Source organism: Tamaricihabitans halophyticus (assembly GCF_004340875.1).
Taxonomy (GTDB): Bacteria; Actinomycetota; Actinomycetes; order Mycobacteriales; family Pseudonocardiaceae; genus Tamaricihabitans; species Tamaricihabitans halophyticus.
On sequence record NZ_SLXQ01000006.1, the window covers coordinates 97,460 to 114,735 of the forward strand.

Annotated in this window: 10 protein-coding genes; 5 read left to right on the forward strand and 5 right to left on the reverse strand. The window is 68.2% G+C overall.

Annotation, left to right across the window (positions count from 1 at the left end; genetic code table 11):
- Nucleotides 1-10: 10 nt before the first annotated feature.
- The 5 genes from EV191_RS15645 (at nt 11) to EV191_RS30105 (ending at nt 10,303) form a co-directional block, all read left to right on the forward strand.
- Complete coding sequence (locus EV191_RS15645; RefSeq protein WP_132877796.1) at nt 11-1,228, forward strand: ABC transporter ATP-binding protein; 1,218 nt, start codon at nt 11-13, stop codon at nt 1,226-1,228.
- Complete coding sequence (locus tag EV191_RS15650; RefSeq protein WP_165912969.1) at nt 1,228-2,130, forward strand: ABC-2 transporter permease; 903 nt, start codon at nt 1,228-1,230, stop codon at nt 2,128-2,130. The genes EV191_RS15645 and EV191_RS15650 overlap by 1 nt, the downstream gene beginning before the upstream one ends.
- Before the next feature lie 77 nt (nt 2,131-2,207).
- Nucleotides 2,208-5,963, forward strand: coding sequence for an ABC transporter ATP-binding protein (locus EV191_RS15655; protein WP_424565469.1), 3,756 nt, complete (start codon nt 2,208-2,210; stop codon nt 5,961-5,963).
- Between the two features lie 345 nt (nt 5,964-6,308).
- Nucleotides 6,309-10,058, forward strand: a complete 3,750-nt coding sequence (locus EV191_RS15660; protein WP_243658999.1) for a multifunctional oxoglutarate decarboxylase/oxoglutarate dehydrogenase thiamine pyrophosphate-binding subunit/dihydrolipoyllysine-residue succinyltransferase subunit — start codon at nt 6,309-6,311, stop codon at nt 10,056-10,058.
- A gap of 68 nt (nt 10,059-10,126) precedes the next feature.
- Nucleotides 10,127-10,303: a DUF6104 family protein gene (locus EV191_RS30105; protein ID WP_165912970.1), complete on the forward strand. Its 177-nt coding sequence runs from the start codon at nt 10,127-10,129 to the stop codon at nt 10,301-10,303.
- 30 nt (nt 10,304-10,333) lie between these two features.
- Here the strand turns inward: EV191_RS30105 and hutI are convergent, their stop codons facing one another.
- Genes hutI through hutH form a run of 5 tightly spaced genes read right to left on the reverse strand, consistent with a single transcriptional unit; the run spans nt 10,334 to nt 17,228 of the window.
- Entirely contained in the window at nt 10,334-11,488 is a 1,155-nt protein-coding gene (gene hutI / locus EV191_RS15665; protein WP_132877799.1) for an imidazolonepropionase, read from the reverse strand.
- Complete coding sequence (locus tag EV191_RS15670) at nt 11,485-12,804, reverse strand: formimidoylglutamate deiminase (RefSeq protein ID WP_132877800.1); 1,320 nt, start codon at nt 12,802-12,804, stop codon at nt 11,485-11,487. The genes hutI and EV191_RS15670 overlap by 4 nt, the downstream gene beginning before the upstream one ends.
- 2 nt (nt 12,805-12,806) lie before the next feature.
- On the reverse strand, nt 12,807-14,012 hold the full coding sequence (locus tag EV191_RS15675) for an allantoate amidohydrolase (RefSeq protein ID WP_132877801.1): 1,206 nt from the start codon (nt 14,010-14,012) through the stop codon (nt 12,807-12,809).
- On the reverse strand, nt 14,009-15,670 hold the full coding sequence (gene hutU, locus EV191_RS15680; RefSeq protein ID WP_132877802.1) for a urocanate hydratase: 1,662 nt from the start codon (nt 15,668-15,670) through the stop codon (nt 14,009-14,011). The genes EV191_RS15675 and hutU overlap by 4 nt, the downstream gene beginning before the upstream one ends.
- 31 nt (nt 15,671-15,701) lie before the next feature.
- Entirely contained in the window at nt 15,702-17,228 is a 1,527-nt protein-coding gene (gene hutH / locus EV191_RS15685; protein WP_132877803.1) for a histidine ammonia-lyase, read from the reverse strand.
- Between the last annotated feature and the right edge of the window lie 48 nt (nt 17,229-17,276).

Here is a 17,276-nt window from a genome sequence, read left to right on the forward strand (position 1 = left end):
CGGAGGGACCGTGCACGACAGCAGCGGCCGCATCACGGTGCAGAACCTGTCCAAGACCTTTGGACAGATCCCCGCGGTGCAGAACCTGAGCTTTACCGTGGAGCCGGGCAGCGTCACCGGCTTCCTCGGGCCAAACGGCGCCGGTAAGACGACCACCCTGCGCATGCTTCTCGGCCTGGTACAGCCGACGGCGGGTGGGACGACGATCAACGGCCGGCCGTTCAACCAGCTGACCAATCCGGGACGAGTGGTCGGCGCCGTCCTCGAGGCGCAGAGTTTCCATCCGAAGCGGACCGCGCGTAATCACCTGCGCGTCTACACCGCCGCGATGGGCCTGCCGGACCGGCGTGCCGACGAGGTCCTTGGGCTGGTCGGCCTCGCCGAAGCCGCGCACCGGGCCGCCGGCGGCTTCTCCATGGGTATGAAACAGCGCTTGGCGCTGGCGACGGCGCTGCTCGGCGACCCCCAGGTACTGGTACTCGACGAGCCGACCAACGGGCTCGACCCGGAAGGTATCGCCTGGCTGCGTACCTTCCTCCGGTCGTTCGCCAGCGGCGGGCGCACGGTGCTGATCTCCAGCCACCTGCTCGCCGAGGTCGAGCAGACCATCGACCAAGTGGTGATCATCAGCCGCGGCCAGACGATGTACTACGGGCAGCTGGATGACCTGCGCAAGTCCCAGCAGACCCGGATCATCGTGCAACCCGCCGATGCCGGAGCACTGGTCACCGCCCTTCAGGAAGGCGGCATCACCGGTATCGAACCGACCCCGGACGGCAAGGTCGCGGTCACCGGTTCCTCCGTGCAGCAGATCGGGGATATCGCCGCCAAGGCGAGCATCGCGCTCTACGGCGTGCAGGAAGAGAAGGCCGACCTCGAGCAGCTGTTCTTCCGGTTGACCAGTGGCCAGTACGTCGGTCAGCTACCCGGTGTTCCCGGGCAGCAGCCGGCTACGCCGGGCCAGCAACCGGGCATGCCGCCGCAGGCACCCGGCATGCCCCCACAGGCAATGCCGCCGCAGGGAATGCCCCCACAGGGGATGCCGCCGCAGGCACCTGGCACACCGCCGCAGGGCTATCCACCGCAGCAGCAGCCGCCGGCCGGTCCGCCGCAGCCCTACCAGCAGGGCCCCCCACCACCCGGATATCAACAGGGGCCACCGCCACCGGGGTACGACCAGCAACAACCCGGGCACGGTCAGCACGGCGGATGGGGAGGCCAGGCCTGATGGGCAACTTGATCAAAGCGGAGTTCCGCAAGGTGCTCACCACCAAGCTGTGGTGGGGCCTACTCATTCCAACGTTCGTGCTTTCCTTCGCGTGGTCGCTCGGTGTCGGCGCGCTGATCGACGACGTGTCCTCGAACGTCGCCGACGAGCCGATCCTGCGGCAGGTCGGACTGAACACCAGCGAGCTGCCCTGGGCGATCTTCGCGCTCACCCGGTCGATCAACATCGCGATGATCTTCCCGATGATCTTCGGCGCGCTCGGCCTGGCAACCGAGCTACACCGGAAGACCATCACCACCAGTTTCCTGACCGCATCCAGCCGGTCCGCGCTGCTGACGGCAAAGGCGATCACCTACGCGCTCTGGGGCGCGATCTTCGGCCTGGTCATCACGCTGAGCGCGAGCCTCGGCACGGTGCTGGCGGCGGACAGCAGCATCCTGCCCGGCTTCGGTGACTGGCTGCTGATCGTGCTGGCCGGCCTCATCGCCGCGGTCCTCTGGACACTGCTTGGCCTCGGCGTGGGCGCCTTGATCGGCGCGCCGGTCGGCACCCTGGTACTACTGCTGATCTACGCGCTGATCATCGGCCCGATCGCCGAACTCGTGATCACGGGTATCTCCGAGGGCGGTATCTGGGCTGGCCTGATGCCCAACGGCGCGGGTAACGGATTGACCGGGTCAACCGCGGGTCAGGTCATCGTGGATACGGTGCGCACCGCGATCGAGAACGCGAACGTGATGGTCAACGAAAGCGCCGTCGACGCATTGGAGGTCGCGCTGCGGATCGCGGCCGGCGCTCCGGGCGCGATGGTCTGGTGGGCGAGCGGGCTGGTCTTCCTCGCCTGGTCGTTGGCGCTGTTCGGCGCCGGCATGCTGCGCAACCAGAAGCGCGACATCACCTGACATACCGCGTTCTTCAGTGATCTTGCGGTAAGTCCAGGGCTCGGAAGGTTGTCGGGCGGTACGCATAACCTGGGTGGGTGCCCGAATCCACCACGCTGCTGCCCGACAACCCCACCACGCACCAACCAGCAGCCGAGGCGACCGAGCGGTCGGGCTGGATTCGGCGACTGGCCAGGGCCTGCTGGCAACACCCGAAACTGGTGTTCGCCGCCTTCGGTGGCTCGGTCATCGCGGTCGGCCTGCAGGCGCTCAGCCCGCTGCTCGTCAAGTTCGCGGTCGATGACGCGGTAGCTGGCCACACGCACCGGCTCGCGCTGCTGGTCGCCGGGCTGATCGCGATGGAGCTGATCAGCTTCGGCACCGCCTTCCTCCGCCGCTACACCGCGGGCAAGCTCGCCCTCGGCGTGCAACACGACCTGCGCCAGCGGGTGTTCGGCGCGGTGCAGCGACTGGACGGCGGCAACCAGGACGCGCTGCGCACCGGCCAGGTGGTCTCCCGATCGATTTCCGATCTCCAGCTCGTCCAATCACTGCTGGCGATGATCCCGCTTTCCGCGGGCAATATCGTGTTCGCCGCGATCGCCTTCATCGCCATGCTCTGGCTTTCGCCACTGCTGACCCTGGTCGTCCTGATCACCGTGCCGGCCGTGGCGGTGATCGCGGCGCGGGTTCGCCGCACCCTGTTCCCCGCGACCTGGTCTGCCCAGCAGCGCGCCGCGGATCTCGCCCAGCACGTCGAGGAAACCGTCACCGGCGTGCGGGTGGTCAAAGGCTTCGGCCAGGAAGCGCGCGAGGTCGGCACCCTGGAAAGCGCCGCGCGCCGGCTGTTCGCCGAACGGATGCGGGCCGCCTCGCTGAGCGCTTCCCCTACCGCGCTGCTCGCCGCGATACCCGCGGCCGGACAGGTCGGCGTGCTCGCCTTCGGTGGTTTCCTCGCGCTGCACGGCCAGATCAGCATCGGCACCTTCCTGGCCTTCGCCACCTACCTTGCCGGGCTGATCGGCCCCGCCAGGATGCTCGCCGGCCTGCTGATCAGCGGCCAGCTCACCCGCGCAGGGGTGGAGCGGGTGTACGAGCTGATCGACTCCCAGCCGGAGGTGACCGACCGGCCGGACGCCCGCGAACTTCCCGATGGCCCCTTGGACGTCCGGCTGGATGGGGTTCGCTTCGGCTATACCCGCAGCGAACCGGTGCTCGACGGGGTGTCGCTGCACGTCCGGACCGGCGAGACGGTCGCCCTCGTCGGTGGATCGGGCTCGGGTAAATCCACCGTGTCCCTGCTGCTGCCCCGGTTCTACGACGTCCACGCCGGCGCGCTGCAGGTCGGCGGGATCGATGTGCGCGAGTTGCGCAAACAATCGCTGCGTCAAGCGGTGGGCGTGGTCTTCGAGGAAGCCTTCCTGTTCTCCAATACGGTGCGGGAGAACATCGCCTACGGCAAACCAGACGCCACCGAGACGGAGATCATCGCGGCGGCCACGGCCGCCGAGGCGCACGAGTTCATCAGCGCGCTGCCGGACGGCTACGACACGGTCGTCGGCGAGCGGGGCCTCACCCTTTCCGGCGGCCAGCGCCAGCGGGTGGCACTGGCCCGCGCCCTGCTGACTGATCCACGGATCCTGGTGCTGGACGACGCGACCTCAGCGGTGGACACCGCCACCGAGGCGGCGATCCACGACACGCTGCGCGCGGTCACCGCGCGGCGCACCACCCTGCTGATCGCGCATCGCCGGTCCAGTCTCATGCTCGCCGACCGGATCGCGGTGCTGGATGCCGGCCAGCTGATCGACGTCGGCACACACGAGGAGCTCACCGCGCGCTGTGGGCCCTACCGCGAACTGCTCGACGGTGAACTGGATACGGCCGAACCAGCCGAGCCGCGGAACGAACCAGCACGCGAGCGCGAGCTGTGGCCGGCCCCGGAAACACCACAGGCGACTACCCGCACCGCCACACCCCAGTCGGGCGGGCACGGCAGTGCCTCGCCGGCCGGCGGGATGCCGGCAACCCCGGAACTGCTCGCCAGGGTCGAAGCGCTACCGGCGGCCACCGAACAGCCACGGCTGCCTGGCGTCGATCCGACCGCGCCGGATCCCGGTTTCCGATTCCGTCGGCTGCTGCATCCGGTTCGCTGGATGCTGCCCTTACTCGGGCTGATCATCGCGGCGGAGACGGTGATGAGTATGGGGCTACCCGCGCTCATCCAGCGCGGTATCGACGACGGCGTGCTTGCCGAGCAAACCGGGCCACTGTGGACGGTCGCGCTGGTAGGCGCGGTGCTGGTGCTGCTCGGTGGGGTCGCCTCCGGGCTGAACGTGGTGTTCGCCGCGCGGATCGGCGAACGGCTGCTCTACCTGCTGCGCGTGCGCAGCTACGCGCATCTGCAACGGCTCGGGCTCGACTACTACGAGCGGGAGATGGCCGGCCGGATCATGACCCGGATGACCACCGATGTGGACGCGCTGTCGTCTTTCTTGCAGACCGGGCTGGTCAACGCGGTATTCAGCTTGCTGACCATCGCCGGTATCACGGTCGCGCTGGTGGTCACCGACGCCGAGCTCGCGGCCTACGCGCTGGCCGTGCTGCCAGTGCTCATCGTGGCGACGCTGATCTTCCGCAGACTGTCCTCGCGTGCCTATACCGAGGCCCGCGAACGGGTCAGCGCGGTGAACGCGGATATGCAGGAGAACGTCTCCGGGCTGCGGGTTTCCCAGGCCTACACCTCGGAAGGGCGCGCTGCGCGGGAGTTCGAGCGGCGCAGCGATGCCTATCGGCGCTCCCGAATCCGCGCGCAGCGCTATATCGCCACCTACTTCCCGTTCGTCTCGTTGCTTTCCGGGCTGAGTCGTGTCGTGGTGTTGCTGATCGGCGCGCGCCAGGTAGCAACCGGCGAGCTCAGCCCTGGCGTGCTGCTCGCCTTCCTGCTCTACCTGGGCATGTTCTTCTCGCCGGTGCAGCAGCTGTCCACGGTCTTCGACGGCTATCAGCAGGCAAGGGTCGGGCTACGCCGGATCGGTGAGTTGCTGCGCACGCCGAGTTCGGTGCCGGAACCGGCCGAGGCGGTCCAGCCGCCAACCCGGTTGCGCGGCGAGGTCGAGTTGCGTGCGCTGAGTTTCCAGTACCCGGACACCGAGCAGCCGGCCGTCACCGATGTCTCGCTGCACGTGCCGGCCGGCGAAACCGTCGCGCTGGTCGGCGCGACCGGCGCGGGCAAGTCCACGGTGATCAAACTGCTCGCGCGGTTCTACGACGCCTCGGCCGGCAAGGTCCTGATCGACGGCGTGGACGTGCGCGCCTACGACCTCGGTGCGTTGCACCGGCGGCTGGGCATCGTGCCGCAGGAGGCGCATCTGTTCAGTGGGGAGCTCGCGGACAACGTCCGCTACGGCCGGCCGGAGGCCAGTGACGCGGAGGTCGAACACGCGGTGCGGGCGGTTGGCGCCTTGCCAATGGTGCGGGCCCTGCCGCGCGGCTTCCGGCAGCAGGTCGGCGAGCGCGGGCAGAGCCTTTCCGCCGGCCAGCGCCAGCTGATCGCATTGGCAAGGGCGGAGCTGGTCGACCCCGCGGTGTTGCTGCTCGACGAGGCGACCGCCGCGCTGGATCCGGCCACCGAAGCGACCGTGCTCGCCGCGAGTGAACACCTCAGCCAGCGGCGTACCACGTTCGTGGTAGCCCATCGGCTGGCCACCGCGGCGCGCGCGGACCGGATCGTGGTGCTGCACGACGGGCGGATCGTAGAACAAGGTACGCATACCGAACTACTCCATGTGGGTGGTTACTACGCGCGGTTGTGGCAACACGGGGCGGCAGAAGAACCCGCCAACGCATCCTGAACCGCGCCCGGCGACCGCAAGATCCCTAAAGATCGCGGTCTCACGGGATGCGGCCGTACCGCAAGATGCCTAAAGAACGCGGTCACTGGGCGTGGGCCGCCCGACCCCTCGTTGTCGTTTTCTGTCCAGAACACGACTCGAGAGTGCTGGCGAAATCGATTCAGTGATCGATCAACCCGATGAGCTTGCCCACCGGAACCGAGTTGTCTCACACAGGCGGAAGCGGGAAAGCTAGCCTGGTATCGAGTCTGTTCCAGTCAAGATCGAGATAGATAGAGGCGAGTGCCCGCCGTGTCCAGCAGCCCTGCGTCACAATTCGGCCCCAACGAATGGCTCGTCGAGGAGATGTACGAGAAGTTCCTCGCGGATCCGTCATCGGTGGATTCCGCTTGGCACGAGTTCTTCGCTGACTATCAGCCGACGCAGCAGACCGACGATTCCCGCAACGGCCAGCGTGCCGCGCAGCGCTCGAGCGCGCCGGCCGCCGGGGCAGCGGCTGGGCAGGCAAGTGCCGCGCCGAAGCCGGAGACGGCCAAACCCGCTGCCGCTCAGCCGGCCGCACCGGCGGCACGGCCCAAGCCGGCAAGTACGCCGGCGCCGAGCCAGCAGACCGCGGGCAGTGCCCCCGCTAGCGCTCCCGCGAAGAGTGCTCCAGCGAAAGCACCGGCACCGGCTGCGGGCGCGGCCAAGCCGGCCGCGGCACCGAAGTCCGGCGCCGCTGACAAGTCCGGTGCCGATGAGCCAACCGGTCCGGAGCAGAAGCCACTGCGCGGCGCCGCGGCGGCGATCGCGAAGAACATGGATGCTTCGCTGACCGTGCCCACCGCGACCAGCGTGCGCGCGGTACCCGCGAAGTTGATGGCCGACAACCGGATCGTCATCAACAACCACCTCAAGCGCACTCGCGGCGGCAAGGTCTCGTTCACCCATCTGATCGGCTACGCGCTGGTGCGCGCGCTGCGCGATTTCCCGAATATGAACCGGCATTACCAGCTGGTCGACGGGAAGCCGAACGCGGTGACGCCGGAGCACGTGAATCTGGGCATCGCGATCGACCAGAAGGGCAAGGACGGGTCCCGCTCGCTGGTCGTGGCCGCCATCAAGAAGTGCGAGAACATGACGTTCCTGCAGTTCTGGCAGGCCTATGAGGACATCATCCGCAAGGCCCGTGGCGGCTCGCTGACCATGGAGGACTTCACCGGAACCACCATCTCGCTGACCAACCCCGGCGGTATCGGCACCAACCACTCGGTGCCGCGCCTGCAGCAGGCGCAGGGCGCCATCATCGGGGTCGGTGCGATGGAGTACCCGGCACATTTCCAGGGCACCAGTGAGAAGGCGCTGGTCGAAATGGGCGTCAGCAAGATCATGACGCTGACGTCCACCTATGACCACCGGATCATTCAGGGCGCGGAATCCGGCGAGTTCCTCAAGCGCATCCACGGTTTGCTGCTCGGTGAGGACCGGTTCTACGACGACATCTTCACCTCGCTCCGGCTGCCGTACGAGCCGGTGCGCTGGGTTACCGATATCCCGGAAGGCGCGCTGGACAAGACCGCGCGGGTTATCGAGCTGATCGAGGCCTACCGGATGCGCGGCCACCTGATGGCCGATACCGATCCGCTGAACTACCGGCAGCGCCGGCATGAGGATCTGGACGTGCTCTCGCACGGGCTGACCCTGTGGGACCTGGACCGCGACTTCGCGGTTGGCGGGTTCGCCGGCCAGGAGCAGATGAAGCTGCGCGATGTACTCGGCGTGCTGCGCGATTCGTACTGCCGCACGGTGGGTACCGAGTACACGCATATTCTCGATCCGGAGGAACGGCGCTGGCTGCAGGATCGGGTCGAGGTGCCGCACGCGAAGCCGGACCCCTCGGTGCAGAAGTACATTCTGTCCAAGCTGAACGCGGCCGAGGCGTTCGAAACCTTCCTGCAGACCAAGTACGTCGGGCAGAAGCGTTTCTCGCTCGAAGGTGGCGAGACGGTGATCGCGCTGCTGGACGCGGTGCTGGACAAGGCTGCCGAGCACGAGCTGGACGAGGTCGTGATCGGGATGCCGCACCGTGGACGGCTGAACGTGCTCGCGAACATCGTGGGCAAGCCGATCTCGCAGATCTTCCAGGAGTTCGAGGGCAACCTGGACCCTGGCCAGGCGCACGGTTCTGGCGACGTCAAGTACCACCTCGGTGCCGAGGGCAAGTACTTCCGGATGTTCGGCGACGGCGAGACGAAGGTGACGCTGACCGCGAATCCTTCGCATCTGGAGGCCGTGGACCCGGTGCTGGAAGGCATCGTGCGCGCCAAGCAGGACATGCTGGACAAGGGCCAGGAAGGCTTCACCGTGCTGCCCGTGCTGCTGCACGGGGACGCGGCCTTCGCCGGCCAGGGCGTGGTCGCCGAAACGCTGAACTTGGCGCTGCTGCGGGGTTACCGGACCGGCGGCACGGTGCACGTGATCATCAACAACCAGGTCGGCTTCACCACCGCGCCGGAACATTCGCGTTCCTCGCAGTACGCCACCGATGTGGCGAAGATGATCCAGGCTCCGGTGTTCCACGTGAACGCGGACGACCCGGAGGCCTGCCACTGGGTCGCGCAGCTGGCGATGGAGTACCGGCAGACGTTCAACAAGGACGTCGTGATCGACATGATCTGCTACCGCAGGCGCGGGCACAACGAGGGCGATGATCCCTCGATGACACAGCCGGCGATGTACGACATCATCGACGCCAAGCGCAGTGTGCGGAAGACCTACACCGAGGCCCTGATCGGCCGTGGGGACATCTCCGTGGAAGAGGCGGAGAAGGCGCTGCGGGACTTCTCCAGCCAGCTGGAGCACGTGTTCAACGAGGTGCGCGAGCTGGAGAAGCATCCGCCGCGGATCAGCCCCTCGGTGGAGCAGGAGCAGCAGGTGCCGGCCAAGGTGCCGACGGCGATCAGCCAGCAGACGATCGAGCTCATCGCGGACGCGCATGTGAACGTCCCCGAGGGCTTCACCATCCACCCCAGGGTCAAGCCGGTCGTCGATCGGCGCGCCAAGATGGCCCGCGAGGGCAACATCGACTGGGCTTTCGGTGAGCTGCTCGCGTTCGGTTCCCTCGCGCTGGACGGCAAGCTGGTCCGGTTGGCAGGGCAGGACTCTCGGCGCGGCACGTTCACCCAGCGGCATTCGGTGCTGATCGACCGCAAGACCAGCACCGAGTACACCCCGCTGCAGAGCCTCGCGCCCGACCAGGGCCGGTTTCTCGCCTACGACTCGGCGCTGTCCGAGTACGCGGCGCTTGGCTTCGAGTACGGCTACTCGTTCGCCAACCCGGACGCGCTGGTGATGTGGGAGGCACAGTTCGGTGACTTCGTGAACGGCGCGCAGTCGGTGATCGACGAGTACATCTCGTCCTCGGAGGCCAAGTGGGGTCAGCGCTCGGATGTGGTGCTGCTGCTGCCGCACGGGCATGAGGGTCAGGGTCCGGACCACACCTCGGGCCGGATCGAGCGCTTCCTGCAGCTGTGCGCGGAGGGGTCGATGACGGTGTCCGTGCCGTCCACTCCGGCGAACTACTTCCACCTGCTGCGGCAGCACTCGCTGGACGGGGTGCACCGGCCGCTGATCGTGTTCACCCCGAAGGTGTTGCTGCGCAGCAAGGCCGCGGTGAGTCAGCTCGAGGACTTCACCAGTGGGGCGTTCCGTTCGGTGATCGACGACCCGACGCGGCCGGACCCGGCCGCAGTGCGCAAGCTGCTGTTCGTCAGCGGCAAGCTGTACTACGAGCTGGCCGCCGAGCAGGAGAAGCGCGGGGTCACCGATACGGCGATCGTGCGCGTGGAGAAGCTTTACCCGATGCCGGTGAACCGGCTGAACGAGATCTTCCAGCGCTACCCGAATGCCAAGGACATTCGCTGGGTGCAGGAGGAGCCGGCGAACCAGGGTTCATGGCCATTCTACGGCTTGCACCTGCCGGAGAAGTTCGGTGACCGGGTCGCTGGGCTGCGGAGGGTGTCGCGCCGTCCGATGGCCGCGCCTTCGGCTGGTTCGCCAAAGGTGCACGAGGTGGAGCAGCGCGAGATCCTGGACAAGGCTTTCGGCGACGACTGAGCACGAGACACGCCGCCCGCGGGAATCATCCCCGCGGGCGGTGGTATGTCGGATGAGGGAGTGAACCGGTGTACTTCACCGATCGGGGTATCGAGGAGCTGGAGCAGCGGCGCGGCGAGGAAGAGGTCACGCTCGCCTGGCTGGCGGACCGGCTGCGCGCGTTCGTGGACGACAACCCCGAGTTCGAGACCGCGGTGGAGCGCCTGGCCACCTACCTCGCCCGGGACGACGAGGACGACGACTAACCCGAACCGCAAGATCCCCAAGGATTGCGGTTACCCGCGCTGGCCGGCGCGCCAGACCGCGTAGGTCAGCGGCACTCCTGGTCGGTACGCGAGGTGGGTGACCGAGGGCGCGTCCAACACCTGCACATCCGCGCGCGCCCCCGGGCGTAGCACTCCTACGGCGCCGTCACCGGTTTCCCGCCGCAGGGCGCGCGCCCCGCCCCAGGTCGCCGCCCGAACCGCTTCGGTGATGCTCATCCGCATCTGCAGCACGGCCGTGGCGACGCAGAACGCCATCGACGAGGTGTACGAGGATCCGGGGTTGCAGTTGGAGGCCAGCGCCACGGTCGCGCCGGCGTCCAGCAATGCCCGTGCGTCGGGCAGTGGTTGCCGGGTGGACAGATCGCAGGCGGGCAGCAGCGTCGCGACGGTGTCCGAACCGGCCAGCGCGTCCACATCGGAGCTTTCCAGGTAGGTGCAATGGTCCACGCTGGCCGCACCGAGCTCCACCGCAAGGGCCACTCCCGGCCCTGGCCCGAGCTGGTTGCCGTGGACCCGCAAGCCCAGTCCTCGCTCGGCTGCCGCGGTCAACACCGCACGGGACTGTTCGGCGTCGAAGGCACCCGACTCGCAGAACACGTCACACCACCGCACGTGCGGCGCCACCGCATCAAGCATCTCGCCACGCACGAGGTCCACATAGGAATCGCTGGACTCGCCTGGCGGGACCAGGTGCGCGCCAAGGAAGGTCACCTCATCGGCCTGGCTCGCCGCGATGCGCGCCGACCGCAACTCATCGGTCACGGTCAGCCCGTAGCCGGTTTTCGTCTCCACGAACGTGGTGCCCTGGGCCACGGCTTCGGCGATATGCCGCCGCAACCCTTCGGCCAGCTGCTCATCGCTTGCTTCCCGAGTCGCCTTGACGGTGACCGCGATCCCACCGGCGGAGTACGCCTCGCCAGCCATCCGCGCCTCGAATTCGGCGGTGCGATCGCCGGCGAAAACCAGGTGGGTGTGGCTGTCCACCCAGCCAGGCAGCACCGCCCGCCCGGCCAGATCGACCCGCTCATCGGCAGCCGGCGCATCCTTGGCCCTACCGACCCAGGCGATCCGATCGCCTTCGAGCACCAGCGCCGCGTCACTGAGCCGACCGTAGTGCGGATCATTCGTGGTCAGCTCCGCAATCCCGGTAAGCAACGTCGTCACGGCCACAGCTCTCCAATCGATTCCGCGAGCAGAACACCAACATCGCCAAGTTCTTCATGGGCTCCATCGCGCACCACCCGCCGGCCGGCGACCACCACATCGCGAACGTCCGCGGCGCTGGCGGTGAAGAACACCCCATCCGGCTCACCGCCGGCGGTGCGTACCGAATCCGGCGCGATGGTAACCAGATCCGCCGCGTAACCCACGGCCAGTTGGCCTGCCTCAGGCCAACCGAGCGAGGCGTGGTTGGTCGCCGCTGCTCGCAACTCGAGCACGCTGAACTGCCCCCTGGACTGGCTGCCCAACCGTTCGTCGAGCTCCAACGCCCGCGCCTCCTCGAACGGGTCGATCACCGCGTGACTGTCGCTACCGAGGGAAAGCGGGGCCCCCGCGTCGTGCACCCGCCGTGCTGGTCCGATCCCATCACCGAGATCGCGCTCGGTGGTCGGGCACATGCAGACGCAGGTACCCGAACCACCGAGCATCGATATGTCCATATCGGACAGATGAGTGGCGTGTACGGCCGAGGTGCGCGGCCCGAGCGCTCCCTCCTCGTCGAGCAGTTCGGTCGGGCTGCGCCCGTAGTGCCGCTGGCAGGCCTCGTTTTCCGCGGGCTGCTCGGAAAGGTGCACATGTAGGGGCGCGGCCGCGTTGCTCGCCCAGCCGGCGACCTCGGGCAGTTGCTGCCGGGGCACCGCGCGTACCGAGTGGATCGCGGCACCCAGCCGCACATGCGCGCCCGCCGGGCGGTAGGTGTCCAGCCGCTCAGCCCAGCCTTGCGCGTCCCCATCCGAGAAGCGCCGCTGTAGTTCGTTCACCGGTTCCCCGATGCCACCGGCGAGGTAGCAGGTATCCAGCAGGGTGATCCGGATACCGGCGTCGTCGGCGGCGGCGACCAGCGCGGCCGACATGGCGTTCGGCTCGGCGTAGCGCCGCCCGCCCCGATCGTGGTGCAGGTAGTGGAACTCGCCGACGGTCGTCATGCCGGCGAGCACCATCTCGGCGTACACGCCCCGCGCGAGCCGGTAATAGCTGTCCGGATCGAGGCGTTCGGCGAGCGCGTACATCCGCTCCCGCCAGGTCCAGAACGTACCGCGCTCGGCATGCGTACGACCGCGCAGCGCGCGGTGGAAGGCATGCGAGTGGCTGTTCGCCATCCCCGGCACGGTCAGCCCGGCAAGCGCGATATCCGCGCCAGCACGTTCGGTTCCGGGTTGTACCGACGTGATCCGCCCGTCACTGACCTCGATCCGCACCCCCTCGGCGACCCCGGACGGCAGCCAGGCACGAGCACACCAGTACGCGGTAGCCGTCAACGCTACCCGCCTGCCTGCTCGCGCAGTACCGTGGCTAACGCGCGTGCCCCTGCCGTGCAGTCGTCCCGTTCGGCGAACTCCTCCGGGGCGTGGCTGATCCCCGTTGGGTTGCGCACGAAGAGCATTCCGGTCGGGATCCGGGCGGCCAGGATTCCCGCATCGTGGCCGGCGCCGGTCGGCAGTACCGGTACGTCCCCGAGCGTTCGCACCAGCTCGTCCCGTACCCCGGTATCGAAGTATACGGTGTCCGAATAGGACTCCTCGGAGACGTTCAGCGTGCACCCCTCGCTGGTCGCCGCGTCCGCGGCGGCGGCCTCGATCTCCGCCAGCATCGCCCTGGTGTCCTCGGCGGTACTCGCCCGCGCGTCCAGCCATACGTCGGCCGAGGAGGCGATCACGTTGGTACCACCAGGGTTCGGCACGATCCGCCCGACCGTGGCGCGTGCCCCCGGAACGGCCCGTGCCGCCTCGCGCGCGGCGAGCACGAAGCGCGCCGCCGGCAGCATCGGGTCCTTGCGGTCCTCGAGCAGCGTGGCGCCCGCGTGGTTTCCCTCGCCGGTGAACCGGAACCGCCATCGACCGTGCGCCAGGATCGAGCTGGCCACACCCACCGCGGCGGATTGGTCGATCAGCCCTCGGCCCTGCTCGACGTGCAGCTCGATGAAACAGCCAAGGTTGCCGAGCAGCCGCTCATCAGCGCCGAGCGCGGCGGGGTCCAAGCCGGCGTAGGCGGCAGCTTCGGCAAGGGATACGCCGTCCGGGTCACGCAACCGGCGCGCGTGATCCGCGTCGATACTGCCGGTGAGCAGTCGGGAGCCGAGGCAGGGTACGCCGAACCGGCCGCCCTCCTCCTCGGCGAAGACCACCAGCGCCAGCGGGCGGTTCGGGGTGAAACCGCTTGCACGCAGTTCATCCACGGCCGCGAGGGCACTGGCGACGCCGAGCGGGCCGTCGAACGCGCCGCCGCCGGGAACCGAGTCCAGATGGCTGCCGGTCACCAGCGCGTTCGGCCCCGGCTCGCCCCACCATGCCCAGAGGTTTCCATTGTGGTCACCGGAAACGGTCAGTCCACGTTCGGTCGCGGCCGCCGTGAACCACTCGCGAAGCTCCAGTTCAACAGGCTGGAAGACGTGCCGTGAGTATCCGCCCCTACCGTGATCGGTGCCGATATCGCCAATCTGGTCCAGCAGCTCGCTCGGGGTACTCATGCCTTCTCCTTGACACCCATCATCGGGATCCGCACATCTCGCTCGGCCGCGACCTGCTCGGCTCGCTCATAGCCAGCGTCCACATGGCGCAGCACGCCCATGGCAGGGTCGTTGGTGAGCACCCGTTCGATCTTCTGCCCGGCCAACGGGGTGCCGTCCGCGACGGTTACCTGTCCGGCGTGGATGGACCGGCCCATCCCGACGCCGCCGCCGTGATGGATGGACACCCAGCTCGCCCCGGACGCGGTGTTCACCAGCGCGTTGAGCAGTGGCCAGTCCGCGATCGCGTCCGAACCGTCGGCCATGCCCTCGGTTTCCCGGTACGGCGAGGCGACCGAACCACAGTCGAGGTGGTCCCTGCCGATCACCACCGGCGCGGAGAGCTCACCGCTGGCCACCATCTCATTGAACCGCAGCCCGGCGAGATGCCGCTCGCCGTAGCCCAGCCAGCAGATCCGGGCCGGCAAGCCCTGGAAGGCGACCCGCTCACCGGCGAGCTTGATCCAGCGCGCCAGCGATTCGTTCTCCGGGAACAGCTCGAGGATGGCCCGATCCGTCGCGGCGATATCGGCCGGGTCACCGGAAAGCGCCGCCCACCGGAACGGACCCTTGCCCTCGCAGAACAGCGGGCGGATATAGGCGGGCACGAAACCGGGAAAGTCGAAGGCCCGCTCGCAGCCGCCGAGTTTCGCCTCGCCGCGCAGCGAGTTGCCGTAGTCGAACACCTCGGCGCCGGCGTCCAGGAAGCCGATCATCGCGTCCACGTGTTCGGCCATCGAATCCCTGGACCGATCGGTGAACTCGTCCGGCTTCTTTTCCGCGTAGTCGTGCCAGTCGTCCATCTCGATGCCCTTGGGCAGGTAAGCGAGTGGATCATGCGCCGAGGTCTGGTCGGTCACCACATCCACCTCGACGCCGCGCCGGAGCAGCTCGGGCAGGATCTCGGCCGCGTTCCCGATCACCGCGACGGAAAGCGCCCTGCGGGCCCGCTTCGCGTCGATGACCCGCCGGATGGCGTCGTCCAGATCATCCGCGAGCTCATCCAGGTAGCGCGTCTCCAGGCGTCGCTTCGCGCGGTGCGGATCGCATTCCACGACCAGCGCGACGCCGTCGTTCATGGTGACCGCAAGCGGTTGCGCGCCACCCATGCCACCGAGCCCCGCGGTGACGGTGAGGGTGCCGGCCAGGCTGCCACCGAACCGCTGCTTCGCCAACTCGGCGAAGGTCTCGTAGGTGCCCTGCAGGATGCCCTGGGTGCCGATGTAGATCCAGGATCCCGCCGTCATCTGGCCGTACATGGTCAGACCGAGCGCGTCCAGGCGGCGAAACTCGGGCCAGTTCGCCCAGTCTGGCACCAGGTTCGAGTTGGCCAGCAACACCCTGGGCGCCCATTCGTGGGTCCGCAGCACACCTACTGGGCGTCCAGATTGGACAAGCAGGGTTTCGTCGCCGCCAAGGGTGCTCAGTTCGCGACCGATCGCGTGAAAGCTGGGCCAGTCCCTGGCGGCCTTTCCGGTGCCCCCGTAGACGACAAGGTCCTCCGGCCGCTCGGCCACCTCGGGGTCCAGGTTATTGTGCAGCATCCGCAACGGCGCCTCGGTTGCCCAGCTGCGCGCGGTGAGTTGCGTGCCGCGGGCTGCGCGGATCGGTTTGGTCATACGACTCTCCGTTGTCGATTGGTTCCAGAGATCAGGAAAGTGTGTAGCTGGCACGCAGCGCGCCGTCGCGGATCAGTGCGCGGGCAGCCGCGATCTCCGGCGCGAGATGCCGGTCCGGCCCAGGGCCACCCACCTGCGCGCGCAGCGCTGCCACGGCGGCACCGGTTGCCGGCGCGGGCTTCAGCGGGGCGCGCAGGTCGAGCGCGCGAGCAGCGGTCAGCAATTCGATGGCAAGCACCGTGCTGAGCCCGTCGACGGCTTTGCGGAGTTTGCGGGCCGCCGCCCAGCCCATCGACACGTGATCCTCCTGCATCGCCGAGGTGGGGATCGAATCGGTGGAGGCGGGCACGGCGAGCCGCTTCAACTCGGCGACCACTGCCGCCTGCGTGTAGTGCGCGATCATGTAGCCGGAGTCCACTCCGGCGTCCGCGGCGAGAAACGGCGGCAGACCCTGCGACCGGGCGGTGTCCAGCATCCGGTCCGTGCGGCGTTCGGCCATACTCGCCACATCGGCGACCGGAATGGCCAGGAAGTCCAGCACATAGCCGAGTGGCGCGCCGTGGAAGTTCCCATTGGACTCCACGCGCCCGTCGTCGAGCACCACCGGATTGTCGATAATGGACTCTAGCTCGATGGTAGCGACGCTCGCCGCGTGGGCCACGGTGTCCCGCGCCGCGCCGTGCACCTGCGGAGCGCAGCGCAGCGAGTACGCGTCCTGCACGCGGTTGCAGTCCGGCCCGCGGTGACTTGCCACGATCGGCGAGTCCACAAGGAACTTCCGCATCCGTTCGGCTGCGATCACCTGGCCGGGATGTGGGCGCAGCTGCTGCAACTCGGCCGCGAACACTCGATCGGTCGCGAGCAGCGCTTCCACGCTCATCGCGGCGGTCAGGTCGACGAGATCGAGCAATTCGCGGAGGTCGTCCAGCGCGAGCAACAGCATGCCGAGCATCCCGTCGGTGCCGTTGATCAGCGCGAGACCTTCCTTTTCGGACAGGAGCAGGGGTTCGATACCGGCCGCGCGCAACGCATCCGCGGCGGGTACCAGCGCTCCGTTCGCGTCGTGCACCTCGCCTTCGCCGGTCATCGCCAGTGCCACGGCGGAAAGCGGGGCAAGGTCGCCCGAACACCCGAGCGAGCCGTACTCCGCGACGACCGGCGTGATACCCGCGTTGAGCATGCCGGCCAACGTGTCCGCACAGCTCTCCCGAACGCCGGTGCGCCCGCTGGACATGGTGCGTAGCCGCAACAACATCTGCGCGCGCACCACCTCGCGTTCCACCGGTTCACCCGCACCGGCGGCATGCGACCTGATCAACGCGTGTTGTAGCTCGGTGCGCCGGTCAGCGGGGATGTGCCGGGTAGCAAGCGCGCCGAACCCGGTCGAGACGCCATAGGTTGGACTATCCGCACTGGCCAGCTTGTCCACTTGCGTCCGTGCGGCACGAATCGCCATGCGCGCCGCGGTGCTGAGCTCCACTGCCGCGCCGCCCCTGGCCACCGCGGCGATGTCGCCGTTGGCGAGTGGATCAACACCCACCACGATTGGATCTGCCATGTCCCCATCTCAGCGCCTCCGGCGGGATTGCACGAGCCCGGGTAGGGT

Bases quoted from the DNA above. Each gene is read 5' to 3' on its own strand.
- EV191_RS15660 (WP_243658999.1), top strand. From the start codon at position 6,309: ATGTACGAGAAGTTCCTCGCGGATCCGTCATCGGTGGATTCCGCTTGG.
- EV191_RS15650 (WP_165912969.1), top strand. From the start codon at position 1,228: ATGGGCAACTTGATCAAAGCGGAGTTCCGCAAGGTGCTCACCACCAAG.
- hutH (WP_132877803.1), bottom strand. From the start codon at position 17,228: ATGGCAGATCCAATCGTGGTGGGTGTTGATCCACTCGCCAACGGCGAC.
- EV191_RS15675 (WP_132877801.1), bottom strand. From the start codon at position 14,012: ATGAGTACCCCGAGCGAGCTGCTGGACCAGATTGGCGATATCGGCACC.
- hutU (WP_132877802.1), bottom strand. From the start codon at position 15,670: ATGACCAAACCGATCCGCGCAGCCCGCGGCACGCAACTCACCGCGCGC.